General features: G+C 64.4%; 15 protein-coding genes. 4 read left to right on the top strand and 11 right to left on the bottom strand.

Translation table 11 applies throughout. From position 1 onward, the window contains the following. Nucleotides 1-68: 68 nt before the first annotated feature. The 6 genes from ACUTAF_RS07840 to ppsA form a co-directional block, all read right to left on the bottom strand. Nucleotides 69-893: a mechanosensitive ion channel family protein gene (locus ACUTAF_RS07840; protein WP_445579446.1), complete on the bottom strand. Its 825-nt coding sequence runs from the start codon at nt 891-893 to the stop codon at nt 69-71. A 1-nt stretch (nt 894) separates the two neighbouring features. Continuing rightward, nucleotides 895-1,140 (bottom strand): CrfX protein, encoded by a 246-nt coding sequence (locus ACUTAF_RS07835; protein WP_445579445.1) that lies wholly within the window; start codon nt 1,138-1,140, stop codon nt 895-897. A 55-nt stretch (nt 1,141-1,195) separates the two neighbouring features. Then, entirely contained in the window at nt 1,196-2,182 is a 987-nt protein-coding gene (locus tag ACUTAF_RS07830) for a zinc transporter ZntB (RefSeq protein ID WP_445579444.1), read from the bottom strand. Nucleotides 2,183-2,187: 5 nt separating this feature from the next. Continuing rightward, on the bottom strand, nt 2,188-2,676 hold the full coding sequence (gene rraA, locus ACUTAF_RS07825; RefSeq protein WP_445579443.1) for a ribonuclease E activity regulator RraA: 489 nt from the start codon (nt 2,674-2,676) through the stop codon (nt 2,188-2,190). Between the two features lie 233 nt (nt 2,677-2,909). Then, nucleotides 2,910-3,899, bottom strand: coding sequence for an alpha/beta fold hydrolase (locus ACUTAF_RS07820; RefSeq protein WP_445579442.1), 990 nt, complete (start codon nt 3,897-3,899; stop codon nt 2,910-2,912). A 206-nt stretch (nt 3,900-4,105) separates the two neighbouring features. After that, nucleotides 4,106-6,478, bottom strand: a complete 2,373-nt coding sequence (gene ppsA / locus ACUTAF_RS07815; RefSeq protein ID WP_445579441.1) for a phosphoenolpyruvate synthase — start codon at nt 6,476-6,478, stop codon at nt 4,106-4,108. A gap of 180 nt (nt 6,479-6,658) precedes the next feature. Here ppsA and ppsR point away from each other — a divergent pair, with 180 nt between their 5' ends. After that, nucleotides 6,659-7,477, top strand: coding sequence for a posphoenolpyruvate synthetase regulatory kinase/phosphorylase PpsR (gene ppsR / locus ACUTAF_RS07810; protein ID WP_445579440.1), 819 nt, complete (start codon nt 6,659-6,661; stop codon nt 7,475-7,477). Nucleotides 7,478-7,579: 102 nt separating this feature from the next. Here ppsR and prpF read toward each other — a convergent pair whose 3' ends face one another. From prpF to ACUTAF_RS07785, 5 genes are all read right to left on the bottom strand, one after another. Continuing rightward, a complete protein-coding gene (gene prpF, locus ACUTAF_RS07805; RefSeq protein ID WP_445579439.1) occupies nt 7,580-8,767 on the bottom strand; it encodes a 2-methylaconitate cis-trans isomerase PrpF in 1,188 nt (395 codons plus the stop codon). Between the two features lie 137 nt (nt 8,768-8,904). Beyond that, entirely contained in the window at nt 8,905-11,514 is a 2,610-nt protein-coding gene (acnD, locus tag ACUTAF_RS07800) for a Fe/S-dependent 2-methylisocitrate dehydratase AcnD (protein ID WP_445579438.1), read from the bottom strand. Nucleotides 11,515-11,516: 2 nt separating this feature from the next. Then, nucleotides 11,517-12,671: a bifunctional 2-methylcitrate synthase/citrate synthase gene (gene prpC / locus ACUTAF_RS07795; RefSeq protein ID WP_445579437.1), complete on the bottom strand. Its 1,155-nt coding sequence runs from the start codon at nt 12,669-12,671 to the stop codon at nt 11,517-11,519. A 30-nt stretch (nt 12,672-12,701) separates the two neighbouring features. Continuing rightward, nucleotides 12,702-13,586 (bottom strand): methylisocitrate lyase, encoded by an 885-nt coding sequence (prpB, locus tag ACUTAF_RS07790; protein WP_445579436.1) that lies wholly within the window; start codon nt 13,584-13,586, stop codon nt 12,702-12,704. After that, on the bottom strand, nt 13,583-14,305 hold the full coding sequence (locus ACUTAF_RS07785) for a GntR family transcriptional regulator (protein WP_445579435.1): 723 nt from the start codon (nt 14,303-14,305) through the stop codon (nt 13,583-13,585). Before ACUTAF_RS07785 ends, prpB begins: the two co-directional genes overlap by 4 nt. Nucleotides 14,306-14,603: 298 nt before the next feature. Here ACUTAF_RS07785 and rloA point away from each other — a divergent pair, with 298 nt between their 5' ends. From rloA to ACUTAF_RS07770, 3 genes are read left to right on the top strand one after another with little or no spacing between them, the layout of a single operon-like run. After that, the gene (gene rloA, locus ACUTAF_RS07780) at nt 14,604-15,140 is read left to right on the top strand and encodes a retropepsin-like aspartic peptidase RloA (protein ID WP_445579434.1); all 537 of its coding nucleotides are present in this window, start codon (nt 14,604-14,606) and stop codon (nt 15,138-15,140) included. 6 nt (nt 15,141-15,146) lie between these two features. Next, nucleotides 15,147-16,673, top strand: coding sequence for an osmotic stress tolerance membrane protein RloB (gene rloB / locus ACUTAF_RS07775; RefSeq protein ID WP_445579433.1), 1,527 nt, complete (start codon nt 15,147-15,149; stop codon nt 16,671-16,673). Between the two features lie 4 nt (nt 16,674-16,677). After that, nucleotides 16,678-17,664 (top strand): alpha-L-glutamate ligase-like protein, encoded by a 987-nt coding sequence (locus ACUTAF_RS07770; protein ID WP_445579432.1) that lies wholly within the window; start codon nt 16,678-16,680, stop codon nt 17,662-17,664. Nucleotides 17,665-17,756: the final 92 nt, after the last annotated feature.

Here is a 17,756-nt window from a genome sequence, read left to right as displayed (position 1 = left end):
ACAGTCGGGACGAAAAGTGCCCGGCAGGTCACACCTGCCGGGCAGCTGCATAAAATAACAGATTGGCGTCAGCGACTGTTCACGCGTTGTTCGAGCATCACCCGATTGGCCAGCGAGACCAGCTCACCGGAGTCGGTCAACAGGATGGTCTTGACCGTACCAATCTCCTCGATCTGCCCTTCGACCTCGCCGATTTGCACCTGCTGCCCGACCTGGTACAACTCGCGCACGTAGATACCGGCCAGGATCTGGCTGGCGATTTCCCGACTGCCCAGGCCCAGGGCCAGCGCCACCGCCAGGCCGACCGAGATCAGCACGATGGCGATGACGTTATTGAGCAGATCGGTCTTCACCTCCAGCTGGCCGATGGCCACGGAGATGCTGATGATGATCACCAGACCCTGAGCCACGCGCCCCAGGCCGTGAGCATAATCCAGGCCGACGCCCTCGGCGGCGCCACGCACCAGGCTGCTGACCAGTTGCGCCAGCAGCACCCCGGCGAGCAGCACCAGCGCCGCGCCGAACACCTTGGGCAGGTACAGCGCCAGTACGTCGAGGGTGGCGGAAACGCGCTGCAGGCCGAGCGACTCGGCGGCCGAGACGAGGAAGATCAGCAGCACGAACCAGTAGACGATCTTGCCGATCAGGGTCGAGACCGAGGCCTGGATGCCGGCACGCGCCAACAGTTTGGTCAACCCGGTCCCCATCATCAGGCGGTCCAGGCCGACCTTGCCGAGCAACTTGGACAGCAGGGTGTCGAGCAGCTTGGCAACGACGAAGCCGAGCAGCACCAATACCAGGGCGACGAACAGGTTGGGGATGAAGCCGGCGACCTTGGTCCAGAGTGCGGTCATCGCGGCGATCAGGCTTTGGGTCCAGGGGTCGAGTTCCATTTCAATCGGCCTTATCAGCGGAAGCGGAGGATTGGGTACGACGCGACACCGGTGCGACATGCGCCGAGCCGTTGTTCAGGGCGATCATCAGGGTCTCGAGCCAGTGCCCCATCAGGCTGAACAGGTCACCGGCGCCGACCTGGCGGTTGGCGGTCTTGAGAACCCGATGCAGGCAGGCGTCGTCGTCATGGCTGGACGGCGAAGACCTGAGCAGATCGCGTAGGGATTCTTCGAATGGATCGTGCATGCGCACCTCACGGGATGTCACGGCTAGACGAGATGGCAGGCCGATGAGTCACACATCACAGCCAGCGCCAACGGCGGAACAGCCATAGCTGGCCCAGAGCCAGAACCGCCATCACGCCGCAGGCGACCAGGAAACCGAGCGGACTTTCGGCGCCGGGGATACCGCCGACGTTGATACCCAGCAGACCGGTACCGAAGGTCAGCGGGAGGAACAGCCCGGTGATGATGCTGAAACGGTACATGATGCGGTTCATCCGCTCGTTCAGGCGTCGGCTCTCCGCTTCCAGCACCAGGCTGACGCGCTCGCGGATCAGCTCCAGTTCTTCCAGGTAGCGGGTCAGGCGGTTGTTCAGCTCGTTCCAGTAGTCATCATCGTCCTCGACGAACCAGGGCTGGCGGTTGCGCGCCAATTGGGCGTAGAGATCACGCTGCGGTGCCAGGAAGCGGCGCAGGCTGGCCGCGCGCCGGCGTAACTGCAGCATCAGGCCGTGATCCGGGCGGTAGCGCTCGTCGCCATCGAGGCGCTCTTCCTCGTCGTCGAGCACTTCGCTCAGCTCGGCGATCAGGTCGTCGACGCGCTCGGTCAGGTAGCGCGCCAGTTCCAGCAGCAGTTCGGACGGGGTTCTCGGCCCCCTGCCCGCCTGCAGATCGTCGATCAGCGCCTCGGTGGCGCGCAACGGACGCAGGCGCAGCGAGATCACCCGGCGCGCATCGGCGAAGATGCGCACCGAGACCATGTCTTCCGGCTCGGCGCCCGGGTTGCGGTTGATGCCGCGCAGGAACAGCAGCAGCTCGTCGTCCGGCAAGGGCAACAGACGCGGCCGGGTATTTTCCTCGAGCAGCAGGTCGCAGCTGAACTCGTCCAATCCGCTCTGCTCGCGCAACCAGCGCTGCGCCTGCGGCTGGCTGCGATCCCAGTGCAGCCACAGGCTTTCCCGCTCGGCCAGCTGCAGCCCGTCCAGCTCGTCGCGTTCGATGCTGCGCGCTCCGCCCTGTCCGTCGAGGACGAAGGCGTGCAGCAGGGCCGCTTCCTGATCCTGCACGAGCCTTATTCCGGCATGTTCAGGGCTTGCGGCGAGACGACGATGCCGTTGTTGTCGGCATACAGGTACTCACCCGGCTTGAAGGTCACGCCGCCGAAGGTCACCGGAACGTTGAGGTCGCCGATGCCGCGCTTGTCGGTCTTCATCGGGTGGCTGGCCAAGGCCTGCACGCCCAGATCGGTCTGGGCAATCACGTCGACGTCACGAATGCAGCCGTACACCACTATGCCTTCCCAGCCGTTCCTGGCCGCCTTCTCGGCGAGCATGTCGCCGAGCAGGGCGCGGCGCAGCGAACCGCCGCCGTCCACCACCAGGACCTTGCCCTGGCCCGGCAGATCGACCTGCTCCTTCACCAGCGAGTTGTCCTCAAAACACTTGACGGTGACGATCTGGCCGCCAAAGGAGTCGCGCCCGCCGTAGTTGGCGAACATCGGCTCGACCACCTGCACCAGCTCCGGGTAGGCGTCGCACAGATCGGGGGTGATGTAGTGCATGGCAAAACTCCTTACAAGGATGAACGGATGGAGGCCGTGGCCTTGGTCGCTGGCCGCAACAGCATGGACAATCCGGCGCAGAAGGCATTCAGGCACAACCGCGCGTCACCAAGCCGGGCAAGCGCCACGACTCGATGAACGGCTTCCTGCCGGCGGCTCCGGAAATGACCGCGAGCCTATATGGCGTCACATCTTAACGGCATGCGCACGACGAAGGAACGCCTGCGTCGGCCTTAAATCCCCGCGGCAGACGGCTGCCCGGCCAAACCCTGCGGCAGTTCGCGGTGCCGCAACCAATGTTCGGCCAACGGCCAGACTTCGCGCTGCGCCTCCTTGCTGACCAGCATCTCGGTATGTCCATAGTCGCTGGAGAAACCGCCTTCGCAGCTCAACAGGAGAAATTTCTGGGGAGCCGCCGCGCACTGCTGCAGCAGCTTGCGGCAGGCCCAGGGCGGATCCTGGCGATCACCCGCCGCCGCCACCGCCAGCAGCGGCGTACGGACATCGGCCAGCCCGGCCCACCAGTCCCGTTCGTGATCACCGAAACGCCCGAACAGACCGTGCCAGCGCAGGCTTTCCAGGGCGATGCCGATGGGCTCGTCTTCCGGCCCCTGCTTCATCCGCCGCCCGGAAATGTACGGCAACCCCTTGAGCAGCAGGCGCCCGCCCCACTCCAGCGGCGGCAGCTTGAGCGGCCAGTAGATGCGACTGACTTGGCTGCCGAACAGCGCCACCGAACGCACCCGATCCTCGCCCAGGTAACCGCCGCCCAGGGCCGCGGCCAGGGTGGTACCGCCCAGCGAATGGCCGATCCAGTGCGCAGCCTGGCCATTTTGCTCGGCAACGAAGGCGGCGATCGCCGGCAAGTCGTGGCGCACGTACTGTGCCACGCTGTTATGCCGATAGCCCTGATTGCGCGGCGACAGGCCATGACCGCGCATTTCGGCGATCCACACATCGAAGCCGGCGCGCGCCAGGTAGGCGCCCAGGCCGACGCCCTTAGGCGAGTACCAGAAGCGGCGATTGGAGAAGCTGCCGTGCAGCAGCACCACCGGCTCGCCGCGCGCTCCCTCGGCGCCGACCAGACCCAGACGGGTCAGGGCCAGCTCCACGCTGGGGTCCGGGCTGTTGTTGGGCTTGAGAAGATAGACGTCCTCGCTGAGATCGCCGCGCAACTCGGCGCTGACCAGGGCGACGGGAAAAAGCTCACTGCTGCTTTGCATGAATCGGATGACCGCAAGCGTCTAAACGAAATCGCGCCGGAAAAGACAGCTCCACCACGGCCCGCGCGACGGCAGCCAGAGATGGCGGCGTCACAAAAACGCCAGAGCGTTTTTGCGCGCAAGCCCCGAAGGGGTGAAGCGCGTGGATACACTGAACACAAAAAAGGGCGGGTTCGACCCGCCCTTCTTCGCTGTCAGGCAGAACCTCAGGCGGGCTGGGCCTCGGCGAGGAAGAACCAGGTGTCGAGTACCGAGTCGGGGTTCAGCGACACGCTCTCGATGCCCTGCTCCATCAGCCACTTGGCCAGATCCGGGTGATCGGACGGGCCCTGGCCGCAGATGCCGATGTATTTGCCGGCCTTGTTGCAGGCGGCAATGGCATTGGCCAGCAGCTTCTTCACCGCCGGATTACGCTCATCGAACAGGTGGGCGACGATGCCGGAGTCGCGGTCCAGGCCCAGGGTCAGCTGGGTCAGGTCGTTGGAGCCGATGGAGAAGCCGTCGAAGAACTCGAGGAATTCCTCGGCCAGGATGGCGTTGGACGGCAGCTCGCACATCATAATGACCTTCAGACCGTTCTGACCGCGGGCCAGGCCGTTGCTGGCGAGCAGCTCGACCACCTGCGAAGCCTCGCCGAGGGTACGCACGAAGGGCACCATGATCTCGACGTTGGTCAGGCCCATTTCGCCGCGAACCTTCTTCAGCGCGCGGCACTCCAGCTCGAAGCAGTCGCGGAAGCTTTCGCTGATGTAGCGCGAGGCGCCGCGGAAACCGAGCATCGGGTTCTCTTCTTCCGGCTCGTAGAGCTTGCCGCCGATCAGGTTGGCGTATTCGTTGGACTTGAAGTCCGACAGGCGCACGATGACCTTCTTCGGCCAGAACGCCGCGGCCAGGGTGCTGATGCCCTCGACCAGCTTCTCGACGTAGAAGTCGACCGGATCGCCGTAGCCGGCGATGCGCTTCTCGACGCTGTCCTTGATGTCCGGCGGCAGGCCGGCGAAGTTCAGCAGCGCCTTGGGGTGTACGCCGATCATGCGGTTGATGATGAATTCCAGGCGGGCCAGGCCCACGCCCTCGTTGGGCAGCTGAGCGAAGTCGAAGGCGCGGTCCGGGTTGCCGACGTTCATCATGATCTTGAACGGCAGCTCGGGCATGGCGTCGACCGAGTTCTTGCGGATATCGAAGCCCAGTTCGCCTTCGAAGATGAAACCGGTATCGCCCTCGGCGCAGGAGACGGTAACGCCCTGGCCGTCCTTCAGCACGCTGGTGGCGTTGCCGCAGCCGACCACTGCCGGAATACCCAGCTCACGGGCGATGATCGCCGCATGGCAGGTACGCCCGCCGCGGTTGGTGACGATGGCGCTGGCGCGCTTCATCACCGGCTCCCAGTCCGGGTCGGTCATGTCGGAGACCAGCACGTCGCCCGGCTGCACCTTGTCCATCTCGGATACGTCGTGGATCACGCGGACCTTGCCGGCGCCGATGCGCTGGCCGATGGCGCGGCCTTCGACCAGAACGGTGCCCTTCTCTTTCAGCAGGTAGCGCTCCATCACGGTGGCGCTGGAACGGCTCTTCACGGTTTCCGGACGGGCCTGGACGATGTACAGCTTGCCGTCGTCGCCGTCCTTCGCCCACTCGATGTCCATCGGCCGGCCGTAGTGCTTCTCGATGATCAGCGCCTGCTTGGCCAGCTCGCTGACTTCGGCGTCGCTGATGCAGAAACGCGCGCGTTCGGCGCGCTCGACTTCCACGGTCTTGACCGAGCGACCGGCCTTGGCCTCGTCACCGTAGACCATCTTGATCGCCTTGCTGCCCAGGTTGCGACGCAGGATCGCCGGGCGGCCGGCTTCCAGGGTCGGCTTGTGCACGTAGAACTCGTCGGGGTTCACCGCGCCCTGCACCACGGTTTCGCCGAGGCCGTAGGCACCGGTGATGAAGACCACGTCGCGGAAGCCGGATTCGGTGTCCAGGGTGAACATCACGCCGGCCGTGCCGGTTTCCGAACGCACCATGCGCTGCACGCCGGCGGACAGCGCGACCAGCTTGTGGTCGAAGCCCTGGTGCACGCGGTAGGCGATGGCACGGTCGTTGAACAGGGAGGCGAACACCTCCTTGGTGGCGCGGATCACGTTGTCCACGCCGCGGATGTTGAGGAAGGTCTCCTGCTGGCCGGCAAAGGAGGCGTCCGGCAGGTCTTCGGCGGTGGCGGAGGAACGCACGGCCACGGCCATGTTGTCGTTGCCGGCGCTCATGGCGGCGAAGGCGTCGCGGATCTGCTGGTCCAGCTGGGCCGGGAACTCGGCCTCCATCACCCACTGGCGAATCTGCGCGCCGGTCTTGGCCAGGGCGTTGACATCGTCGACGTCCAGGGCATCCAGGGCAGCATGGATCTGCGCGTTCAGGCCGCTCTGCTCGAGGAAATCGCGGTAGGCCTGAGCCGTAGTGGCGAAACCGCCGGGAACCGAGACGCCGGCACCAGCCAGGTTGCTGATCATCTCGCCGAGGGATGCGTTTTTGCCCCCCACATGCTCTACATCATGGACGCCGAGCTTATCGAGGGAAACTACGTACTCTACCAAGGTGATCTCTCCACTAACGGTGTTGGAAAAGCTCAGTGGGCTGCGCAATGTCGTACGACCCGAGTCGTGCGATTGTGGCCTTGCCCTTGAATAAGTAACAATGCCGAACCCCATGGGGCCGGCGAAAAACGCGGCCTATCATAGCCAAGAATCGATCTCAGCTTAAGGCCTTTGGCGCAAATGAAACGAACCGCTTTCTTCATCTCCGACGGCACCGGCATCACTGCCGAAACCCTGGGCCAGAGCCTGCTCGCGCAGTTCGAGAATATTCAATTCACCAAACTGACGCGTCCCTATATCGACAGCGTCGATAAAGCGCGCGCCATGGTACAACAAATCGATCTGGCTGCCGAAAGGGACGGCGTGCGTCCGATCATCTTCGATACCATCGTCAATCAGGACATCCGCGACGTGCTGGCCGCAGCCAACGGCTTCATGATCGACATCTTCTCCACCTTCCTGTCCCCCCTGGAACAGGAACTGACCTCGCATTCCTCCTACTCGGTGGGCAAGTCCCACTCCATCGGCCAGAACTCCAACTACATGGAGCGCATCGAGGCGGTCAACTTCGCCCTGGACAACGACGACGGCGCGCGCACCCACTACTACGACAAGGCCGACCTGATCCTGGTCGGCGTCTCGCGCTGCGGCAAGACGCCCACCTGCCTCTATATGGCCATGCAGTACGGCATCCGCGCCGCCAACTACCCGCTGACCGAGGACGACATGGAGCGCCTGCAGCTGCCGGCCGCGCTCAAGCCGTACAAGAACAAGCTGTTCGGCCTGACCATCGACCCCGACCGGCTTACCGCCATCCGCCACGAGCGCAAGCCCAACAGCCGCTACGCCAGCTTCGCCCAGTGCGAGTTCGAGGTTCGCGAGGTGGAAAACCTGTTCCGCCGCGAGAACATCGCCTACATCAATTCCACCCATTTCTCGGTCGAAGAGATTTCCGCCAAGATCCTGGTGGAAAAAGGCGTCGAACGCCGGCTCAAGTAACCCGACCAGAGTCGCCAGCAGCACCGCCCGCGTGTCGATGCGGGCGGCGCTTTGTTGCGTTACTGGGTTACGACAGGCGTGAGGCGCCTGCGGTTCCGCTTGTCAGAACGAATCGCCCGGCACCCGCACCCAGCCTTCCATCAGAATGCGCGCGGAGCGCGACATGATGGCCTTGGTCACCGACCACTGGCCGTCGACCTGCTTCGCCTGGGCGCCGACGCGCAGCGTGCCGGACGGATGACCGAAACGCACCGCCTCGCGCTCGCCGCCGCCGGCCGCGAGGCTGACCAGGGTGCCCGGCACCGCCGCCGCCGTGCCGATGGCTACCGCACAGGTGCCCATCATGGCGTGATGCAGCTTGCCCATGGACAGCGCGCGCACCAGCAGGTCCACCTCACCGGCCTCAATGGTCTTGCCGCTGGAGGCCTGGTAGCTCTTGGGCGGCGAGACGAAGGCGATCTTCGGCGTGTGCTGGCGGGTGGCGGCTTCTTCGGCGGTCCTGATCAGGCCCATGCGCAGCGCGCCGGCCACGCGGATCTGCTCGAAGCGCGCCAGCTGCGCCGGGTCGCCATTGATGGCCTCGCGCAGTTCGGTGCCCTGGTAGCCGATGTCCTCGGCGTTGACGAACACCGTGGGAATGCCGGCGCTGATCATGGTCGCCTTGAGGGTGCCGACGCCCGGCACTTCGAGATCGTCGACCAGATTGCCGGTGGGGAACATCGAGCCGCCCTCCTCGCCATCGTCGGACGGATCGAGGAACTCCAGCACGATCTCGGCCGCCGGAAAGGTCACCCCGTCCAGCTCGAAGTCGCCGGTTTCCTGGACCTGACCATTGGTGACCGGCACATGGGCGATGATGGTCTTCTGGATATTGGCCTGCCAGATGCGCACCACGCACATGCCGTTGTCCGGAATGCGCGCCGGGTCGACCAGCCCGGCATGGATCGCGAAGGCGCCCGCTGCGGTCGACAGGTTGCCGCAGTTGCCGCTCCAGTCGACGAAGGCCTTGTCGATGGAGACTTGGCCGTACAAGTAGTCGACGTCGTGCCCGGGCTGGCTGCTTTTCGACAGGATCACGCACTTGGAGGTCGACGAGGTGGCGCCGCCCATGCCGTCGATATGGGCAGCATAGGGATCGGGACTGCCGATCACCCGCATAAACAGCGCATCGCGCGCCGCACCCGGCACCTGACAGCTTTGCGGCAGGTCCTCAAGGCGAAAGAACACGCCCTTGCTGGTGCCGCCACGCATAAAGGTGGCGGGAATCTTGATCTGGGGTGGATAAGCCATGGTTGCGTCCTGACTGAGAGATGAAGGTAGCCCGAATAGCATCCGGACTACGCGACTGGCGTAGGGTGGATGGCGTTTTCCCATCCACCGTGCAGAGCGCAACGGTGGATCGGTGAAGCCTGATCCACCCTACAGGTTCAGGCCACTGCGCCTTCCAGGAAGTCCTGGGCGAAGCGCTGCAGTACGCCGCCGGCCTTGTACACGCGCACTTCGGCGGCAGTGTCCAGGCGGCAGGTCACCGGTACCCTGAGCACCTCACCGTTGCGGCGATTGACCACCAGGGTCAGCTCGCAGCGCGGCGATACCTCGCCTTCGATGTCATAGGTCTCGGTACCGTCCAGGCCCAGGGTCAGGCGGGTGGTGCCCGGCTTGAACTCCACCGGCAGCACGCCCATGCCCACCAGGTTGGTGCGGTGGATGCGCTCGAAGCCCTCGGCCACGATCACCTCGACACCAGCCAGGCGCACACCCTTGGCCGCCCAGTCACGCGAGCTACCCTGGCCGTAGTCGGCGCCGGCGACGATGATCAGGTTCTGCTTGCGGTTCATATAGGTTTCGATGGCTTCCCACATGCGCATGACCTGGCCTTCCGGCTCGACACGGGCCAGCGAGCCCTTCTTCACCTGGCCGTCGACCACGACCATCTCGTTGACCAGTTGCGGGTTGGCGAAGGTGGCACGCTGCGCGGTCAGGTGGTCGCCGCGGTGGGTGGCGTAGGAGTTGAAGTCCTCCTCCGGCAGGCCCATCTTGGCCAGATACTCACCCGCTGCCGAGTCGGCCAGGATGGCGTTGGACGGCGACAGGTGGTCGGTGGTGATGTTGTCCGGCAGGATCGCCAGCGGGCGCATGCCCTTGAGCGTACGCGCGCCGGCCAGGGCGCCTTCCCAGTACGGCGGACGGCGGATATAGGTGGACATCGGCCGCCAGTCGTACAGCGGGCTCTCCGCCTCTTTCACCGCACCCAGATCGAACATCGGGATATAGATCTGCTTGAACTGCTCCGGCTTGACCGAGGCGGCGACTATGGCGTCGATTTCCTCGTCGCTCGGCCACAGATCCTTCAGGGTGACGGGGTTGCCGGCCTTGTCGGTACCCAGCACGTCCTGCTCGATATCGAAGCGCACGGTACCGGCGATGGCGTAGGCCACCACCAGCGGCGGCGAGGCCAGGAAGGCCTGCTTGGCGTACGGGTGGATACGCCCGTCGAAGTTGCGGTTGCCGGACAGTACAGCGGTGGCGTACAGGTCGCGGTCGATGATCTCCTGCTGGATCTTGGGCTCCAACGCACCGGACATGCCGTTGCAGGTGGTGCAGGCGTAGCCGACGATGCCGAAGCCGAGCTTTTCCAGTTCGGGCAGCAGACCGGATTCTTCCAGGTACAGCTTGGCCACCTTGGAACCCGGGGCAAAGGAGGTCTTGACCCAGGGCTTGCGGACAAGGCCCAGCTGGTTGGCCTTTTTCGCCAGCAGGCCTGCAGCGACCACGTTGCGCGGGTTGGAGGTGTTGGTGCAACTGGTGATGGCGGCGATGATCACCGCGCCGTCCGGCATCAGGCCCTGGGCTTCTTCGGCCTTGCCGGCGGCCAGCTTGGCCTCGTCGGCGATGCCACGCTCATGCAGAGCCGAAGTCGGCAGACGCTTGTGCGGATTGGAGGGGCCCGCCAGGTTGCGCACCACGGAGGACAGGTCGAAGCTCAGCACCCGCTCGTATTCGGCGGTATTCAGCGCATCGGCCCACAGTCCGAGGGTCTTGGCGTAGGTCTCGACCAGGGCCACCTGCTCCGGCTCGCGACCGGTGAGCTTGAGGTAGTCGATGGTCTGGCCGTCGATATAGAACATCGCCGCGGTGGCGCCGTATTCCGGGCACATGTTGGAGATGGTGGCGCGGTCGCCGATCGACAGGCTGTCGGCCCCCTCGCCGAAGAACTCGACGTAGGCGCCCACCACCCGCTGCTGGCGCAGGAACTCGGTCAGGGCCAAGACGATATCGGTGGCGGTGATGCCGGGCTGGCGCTTGCCGGTGAGCCTGACTCCGACGATGTCGGGCAGGCGCATCATCGACGGATGGCCGAGCATCACGGTTTCCGCTTCCAGACCGCCGACGCCGATGGCGATCACGCCCAGGGCATCGACATGCGGGGTGTGCGAGTCGGTACCTACGCAGGTGTCCGGGAAGGCCACGCCGCCGCGCGCCTGGATCACCGGGCTCATCTTCTCCAGGTTGATCTGGTGCATGATGCCGTTGCCGGCCGGGATCACGTCGACGTTCTTGAACGCGGTCTTGGTCCACTCGATGAAGTGGAAACGATCCTCGTTGCGCCGGTCCTCGATGGCGCGGTTCTTGGCGAAGGCATCCGGGTCGAAACCCGGGGCTTCCACGGCCAGGGAGTGGTCGACGATCAGCTGGGTCGGCACCACCGGGTTGACCTTGGACGGGTCACCGCCCTTCTCGGCGATGGCGTCGCGCAGGCCGGCGAGATCCACCAGCGCGGTCTGCCCGAGAATGTCGTGGCACACCACCCGGGCCGGGTACCAGGGGAAGTCCAGGTCGCGCTTGCGATGGATCAGCTGCTCGAGCGCATCGTTCAGCAGCTCCGGCTCGCAGCGGCGCACCAGTTGTTCGGCCAGCACGCGGGAGGTATAGGGCAGTTTGGCCCAGGCACCGGCTTCGATGGCATCCACCGCCGCCGGGGCGTTGTAGTAGTCCAGGTCGGTGCCGGACAGGCGTTCACGGTATTGACTGTTCATGGTTACGGACGCTCCTTGAGCGGCACGAACTTGAGGTCTTCCGGACCGACGTAGTTGGCGCTCGGACGAATGATCTTGCCGTCGATACGCTGTTCGATGACGTGGCTGGACCAGCCGGAGGTGCGGGCGATGACGAACAGCGGGGTGAACATGGCCGTGGGCACGCCCATCATGTGGTAGCTGACGGCGCTGAACCAGTCGAGGTTGGGGAACATCTTCTTGATTTCCCACATGGTGCTTTCCAGGCGCTCGGCGATGTCGAACATCTTGGTATTGCCCTGCTCGGCCGAGAGTTCGCGAGCCACTTCCTTGATCACCTTGTTGCGAGGATCGCTGACGGTGTAGACCGGGTGGCCGAAACCGATGATCACTTCCTTCCTCTCGACACGAGCGCGGATATCGGCCTCGGCCTCGTCCGGAGTGTCGTAGCGCTTCTGCACCTCGAAGGCCACCTCATTGGCGCCGCCGTGCTTGGGACCGCGCAGGGCGCCGATAGCGCCAGCGATGCAGGAGTACATGTCGGAGCCGGTACCGGCGATCACCCGCGAGGTGAAGGTGGAGGCGTTGAACTCGTGCTCGGCGTACAGGATCAGCGAGGTGTGCATGGCGCGCACCCAGGACTCGCGCGGCTTCTCGCCATGCAGCAGGTGGAGGAAGTGACCGCCGATGGAGTCGTCGTCGGTCTCGACCTCGATACGCTTGCCGTTGTGGCTGAAGTGGTACCAGTACAGCAGCGCCGAACCCAGGGACGCCATCAGCTTGTCGGCGATATCGCGGGCGCCCGGATGGTTGTGGTCGTCCTTCTCGGGGGACAGACAGCCGAGCACCGACACGGCGGTGCGCATCACGTCCATCGGGTGAGCGGACGGCGGCAGCTGTTCGAGAGCCGCCTTGACCCCGGCCGGCAGGCCGCGCAGGGCCTTGAGCTTGGCCTTGTAGCCGGCCAGCTCGGCGACGTTGGGCAGCTTGCCGTGTACCAGCAGATGGGCGATTTCCTCGAATTCGCAGGCATTGGCGAAGTCGAGAATGTCGTAGCCACGGTAGTGCAGATCGTTGCCGGTGCGACCGACGGTGCACAGCGCAGTGTTACCGGCGGCCGTGCCGGAGAGGGCCACGGATTTCTTCGGCTTGAAGCCCGGGGTGGTCTCGATGCTCATGGTTATCTCCTCAAATCCGGTGAAACGTTGTTATTTTTTCGCGGCGAACAGGGCGTCGAGCTTCTGCTCGAAGGCGTGGTAGCCGATGCGCTCGTACAGCTCGGCACGGGTCTGCATCAGTTCGATCACGTCCTTCTGGTGGCCGCTCTGGCGGATCGCGGTGTACACCGCCTCGGCCGCCTTGTTCGCCGCGCGGAAGGCCGACAGCGGGTAGAGCTGGATGGCCACGCCGACCGAGGCCAGCTCGTCGCGGGTGAACAGCGGAGTGGCGCCGAACTCGGTGATGTTGGCCAGCACCGGCACCTTCAGCGCCTCGACGAAGCGTTTATAGGTCGGCAGGTCATAGGCCGCCTCGGCGAAGATGCCGTCGGCACCGGCCTCGACATAGGCCTGGCAGCGCTCGATGGCGGCATCCACGCCCTCGGCCTGGATCGCGTCGGTACGGGCGATGAGGAAGAAGTCCGGGTCGGTCTTGGCGTCGGCGGCGGCGCGCACGCGGTCGACCATCTCCTCGCAGGAGACGATTTCCTTGCCCGGACGATGGCCGCAGCGCTTGGCGCCGACCTGGTCCTCGATATGGGCGGCGGCGGCGCCGGCCTTGATCAGGCTCTTGACCGTACGCTCGATGTTGAACGCCGAAGGGCCGAAGCCGGTGTCGATGTCCACCAGCAGCGGCAGGTCGCACACATCGGTGATGCGGCGCACGTCGGTGAGCACGTCGTCCAGGGTGTTGATGCCCAGGTCCGGCAGACCCAGCGAGCCGGCGGCGACGCCGCCTCCGGACAGATAGAGGGCCCTGAAACCGGCGCGCTGGGCCAGCAGCGCATGGTTGGCGTTGATCGCGCCGATCACCTGCAGCGGATGCTCTTCGGCAAGGGCCTGGCGGAAACGCTGACCGGGGGAAAGCTGACTCATGACTCACCTCGTTTCTTGGCTGTCTTGGACTGAGCGTCCAGGTAATGGCGCTCGATGTTGCGTTTGGAGGCGCCGATATGGCGGCGCATCAACAGTTCGGCCAGTTCGCCATCGCGATCGGCGATGGCGTCCAGGATCCGGTGGTGCTCGGCGAAGGCCTGGCGCGGCCGGTTGGGCGTGGCGGAGAATTGCAGGCGATACATGCGCACCAACTGGTACAGCTCGCCACAGAGCATCTGGCTGAGGGTCTTGTTGCCGCTGCCCTGGATGATCCGGTAGTGGAAATCGAAGTCGCCCTCCTGCTGGTAGTAGCCCACGCCAGCCTTGAAAGCAGCGTCCTGCTCATGCAGGTCGAGTACCCGGCGCAGCTCGTCGATCTCCTGCGGGCTCATGCGCTCGGCCGCCAGACGACAGGCCATGCCCTCGAGCGACTCGCGGATTTCGTACAGTTCGATCAGCTCGGCGTGCGACAGTGACACCACGCGCGCACCGACGTGGGGCACGCGCACCAGCAGCTTTTGCCCCTCCAGGCGATGGATCGCCTCACGCAGCGGGCCGCGGCTGATGCCGTAGGTGCGCGCCAGCTCGGGCTCGGAGATCTTGCTGCCCGGGGCGATCTCGCCTTGGACGATGGCAGCCTGGATCAGGCGGAAGACGTGCTCGGAGAGTGTTTCCGAATCCACTTGCGGGGCAACCGGCAGTTTTGAATCGGCGAACATGATTGTCGACACCATTTAAAATCAGTGCCGGCAAATCTACGCCGCAAGACCATAGCTGTCAAAGAAACCCAGCTCATTGTCGACAATCGGCAAAAGAAAGAGCCGAATGAATCACCCAAGCCACTTGCACAAAGACGCATAAGCGTCTGTCGGCGTGGAAAAACCCCATGTTAGAATGGCGCCCGCTCAGGCCGGGCCGTACCCGGCCGCGCCTGCTAGACTCGCTGCAGGCAAGCGCGTCGGCAAACCGCCGCCGGTCGCTCCCACTGCCTTCTGGCAAGACCTCCGTCAAGGACTTATGACTCTCAAGCCCTTCGCCTTGTTGCTTTGCCTGCTGGCCTTGTCCTGCCCGAGCCTCGCGGCCGGCAAAACCATCTACGGCCTCAACGAGTACACGCACGTGCTCGATTTCGATCTGGAAGTCGCCGCCAAACTCGACACCGGCGCCAAGACCGCCTCGCTCAACGCCCGGAATATCAAGCGCTTCAAGCGCGACGGCGAGACCTGGGTACGTTTCGTTCTGGCGCGAGATGGCGATCAGGAACAGGTCATCGAACGCCCGCTGGCCCGCATCAGCAAGATCAAACGCCGCGCCGGCGATTACGACCCGGACGAAGGCAAGACCTACACCGCACGCCCGGTGATCGAACTGCAACTGTGCATGGGGCGGACGCTGCGCACGGTCGAAGTGAACTTGACCGACCGCAGTGCATTCCAATACCCGCTTCTGATTGGCTCCGAGGCACTCAAGCGCTTCGAAGCCCTGGTCGATCCAAGCCTTAAATATGCCGCCGGCAAACCCGGCTGCACCTCTGACGCAACCCCTGGCGAGTAACTCCCCATGCGCTCTCTCAACCTGCATCTGAAAGTCCTGATCACCTTGCTGGTGGCCCTGGGCGTTCTGATTACGGCATACCAGATTTTCATTCTCGGCATCCCGGTGACCGAGGACGAGACCGACGATTTGTGGAATATCGACGCCAAGGTCGAATTCCAGGCCAGCCCGCGCGAGCCGGTCAAGCTGCAGATGTACGTGCCGCCGCTGAACCAGGACTACGTCAGCCTCAACGAAAGCTTCATCTCCAACAACTATGGCGTCAGCGTCAATCGTGCCGAGGGCAACCGTCGGGTGACCTGGTCGGCACGTCGCGCCAGCGGCAAACAGACGCTCTACTACCGCCTGGTACTGACCAAGCGCTATAGCGGGGAGCAGTCCCCCGTGAAGGGGCCGATCTTCCGTGACAGCATCCCGGTCGAAGGTCCGGAGAAGATCGCCGCCGAGGCCCTGCTGGCCCCCATCCGTCAGCATTCGGCCGACGTCGAGACCTTCATTGGCGAGACCATCAAACGGGTCAACAACACGGGGGACGACAACGTCAAGCTGCTGCTCGGCGGCGACGCCTCCAGCGCCAACAAGGCCAAGGTCATCGATCTGCTGCTGTCCATCGCCCATGTGCCGATGGAGCGCGTCCACACCATCCGCCTGCAGGCCGAGACCAGCCAGTCGCCGGAGCTGTGGCTGCGCAGCTTCAACGGCGAGAAATGGCTGTATTTCCATCCGGAAAGCGGCGAACAGGGCCTGCCCGCCGACCGCCTGGTCTGGTGGATCGGCGACGGCGAACTGGTCAATCTCGAAGGCGGCAAGCAGGCGCAGGTCAGCTTCAGCCTGAACAACAGCGAGATGAACGCCATCCGCCTGGCCAAGCTGACCGACGAAACCACCGACGCCGACTTCCTCGAGTACTCGCTGTACGGCCTGCCGCTGTCGACCCAGCAGACCTTCCAGATCATGATCGTCATCCCCATCGGCGTGCTGGTGATCCTGATCCTGCGCAATCTCGGCGGCCTGCAGACGCTCGGCACCTTCACCCCGGTGCTGATCGCCCTGGCCTTCCGCGAGACCCAGCTGGGCTTCGGCATCTTCCTGTTCACCGTGATCACCGCCCTCGGCCTGTCGCTGCGCTCCTACCTGGAACACCTCAAGCTGCAGATGCTGCCGCGTCTGTCGGTGGTGCTGACCTTCGTCGTGGTGCTGATCGCCGCCATCAGCCTGTTCAGTCACAAGCTCGGCCTGGAGCGTGGACTGTCGGTGGCGCTGTTCCCGATGGTGATTCTGACCATGACCATCGAGCGCCTGTCGATCACCTGGGAAGAACGCGGTGGTGGCCACGCCTTCAAGGTCGCCATCGGCACCCTGATCGCCGCGACCCTGGCACACCTGCTGATGAGCGTGCCGGAGCTGGTGTACTTCGTGTTCACCTTCCCCGCCGTGCTGATGATCCTGGTGGGTTTCATGCTGGCGATGGGTCGCTACCGTGGCTACCGCCTGACCGAACTGTTCCGCTTCAAAGCCTTCCTCAAGGACTAACGCCATGTTCGGCCTGATCAAGACGTGGAAGGCCCTCGAAGCCAAGGGCATCATGGGCATCAATCGACGCAATGCGGACTACGTGCTGAAGTACAACAAGCGCCACCTGTATCCGATCGTCGACGACAAGATCATCACCAAGCAGCGGGCCATCGAGGCCGGCATCGACGTGCCCGAGCAGTACGGCATCATCGAGACCGAGAAGGGCATCGACAAGCTCGACGAGATCATCGCCGGGCGCACCGATTTCGTCATCAAGCCGGCCCAGGGTGCCGGCGGTGACGGCATCATGGTGATCGCCGACCGTTTCGAGGATCGTTTCAAGACGGTATCCGGCAAGATCGTCAGCCACGAGGAACTGGAGCAGCATATCTCCAGCATCCTTTCCGGCCTCTACTCGCTCGGCGGCCACCGCGACCGCGCGCTGATCGAGTACCGGGTAACCCCGGACACCATCTTCAAGAGCATCAGCTACGAAGGGGTACCGGACATCCGCATTATCGTGCTGATGGGCTACCCGGTGATGGCCATGCTGCGTTTGCCGACGCGCCAGTCGGGCGGCAAGGCCAACCTGCACCAGGGCGCCATCGGCGTCGGCGTCGACCTGGCCACCGGCGTGACCCTGCGCGGTACCTGGCTGAACAACAAGATCAGCAAGCACCCCGACACCACCAACGCAGTGGACGGCGTGCAGCTGCCGAACTGGGACGGCTTCATGAAACTGGCCGCCGGCTGCTACGAGCTGTGCGGGCTGGGCTACATCGGCGTGGACATGGTGCTGGACCAGGACAAGGGCCCGCTGATTCTCGAGCTCAACGCCCGCCCCGGCCTGAATATCCAGATTGCCAACGACTGCGGCCTGACCCAGCGCACCCACGCGGTCGAGGCGCACCTGGAAGAGCTGCAGAAGAAAGGCATCCAGGAGAGCGTGGAAGAACGCGTGCGCTTCGCCCAGCAGCTGTTCGGCCACGTCGTCAGCAAGGAAGCCTGACGTCCAAGCAGCGCAGCTGCCGTGTGCACCGACTCTCCGGAAGGATTGGCGCGCACGGCGGGTTGCGCCTGACCTCCCCTCGTAGTTCGCGT

It is taken from the genome of Pseudomonas sp. SP16.1 (genome assembly GCF_052682975.1).
Note: the sequence above shows the minus strand (reverse complement) of the source record. Positions and strands in the feature narration are given on the sequence as shown.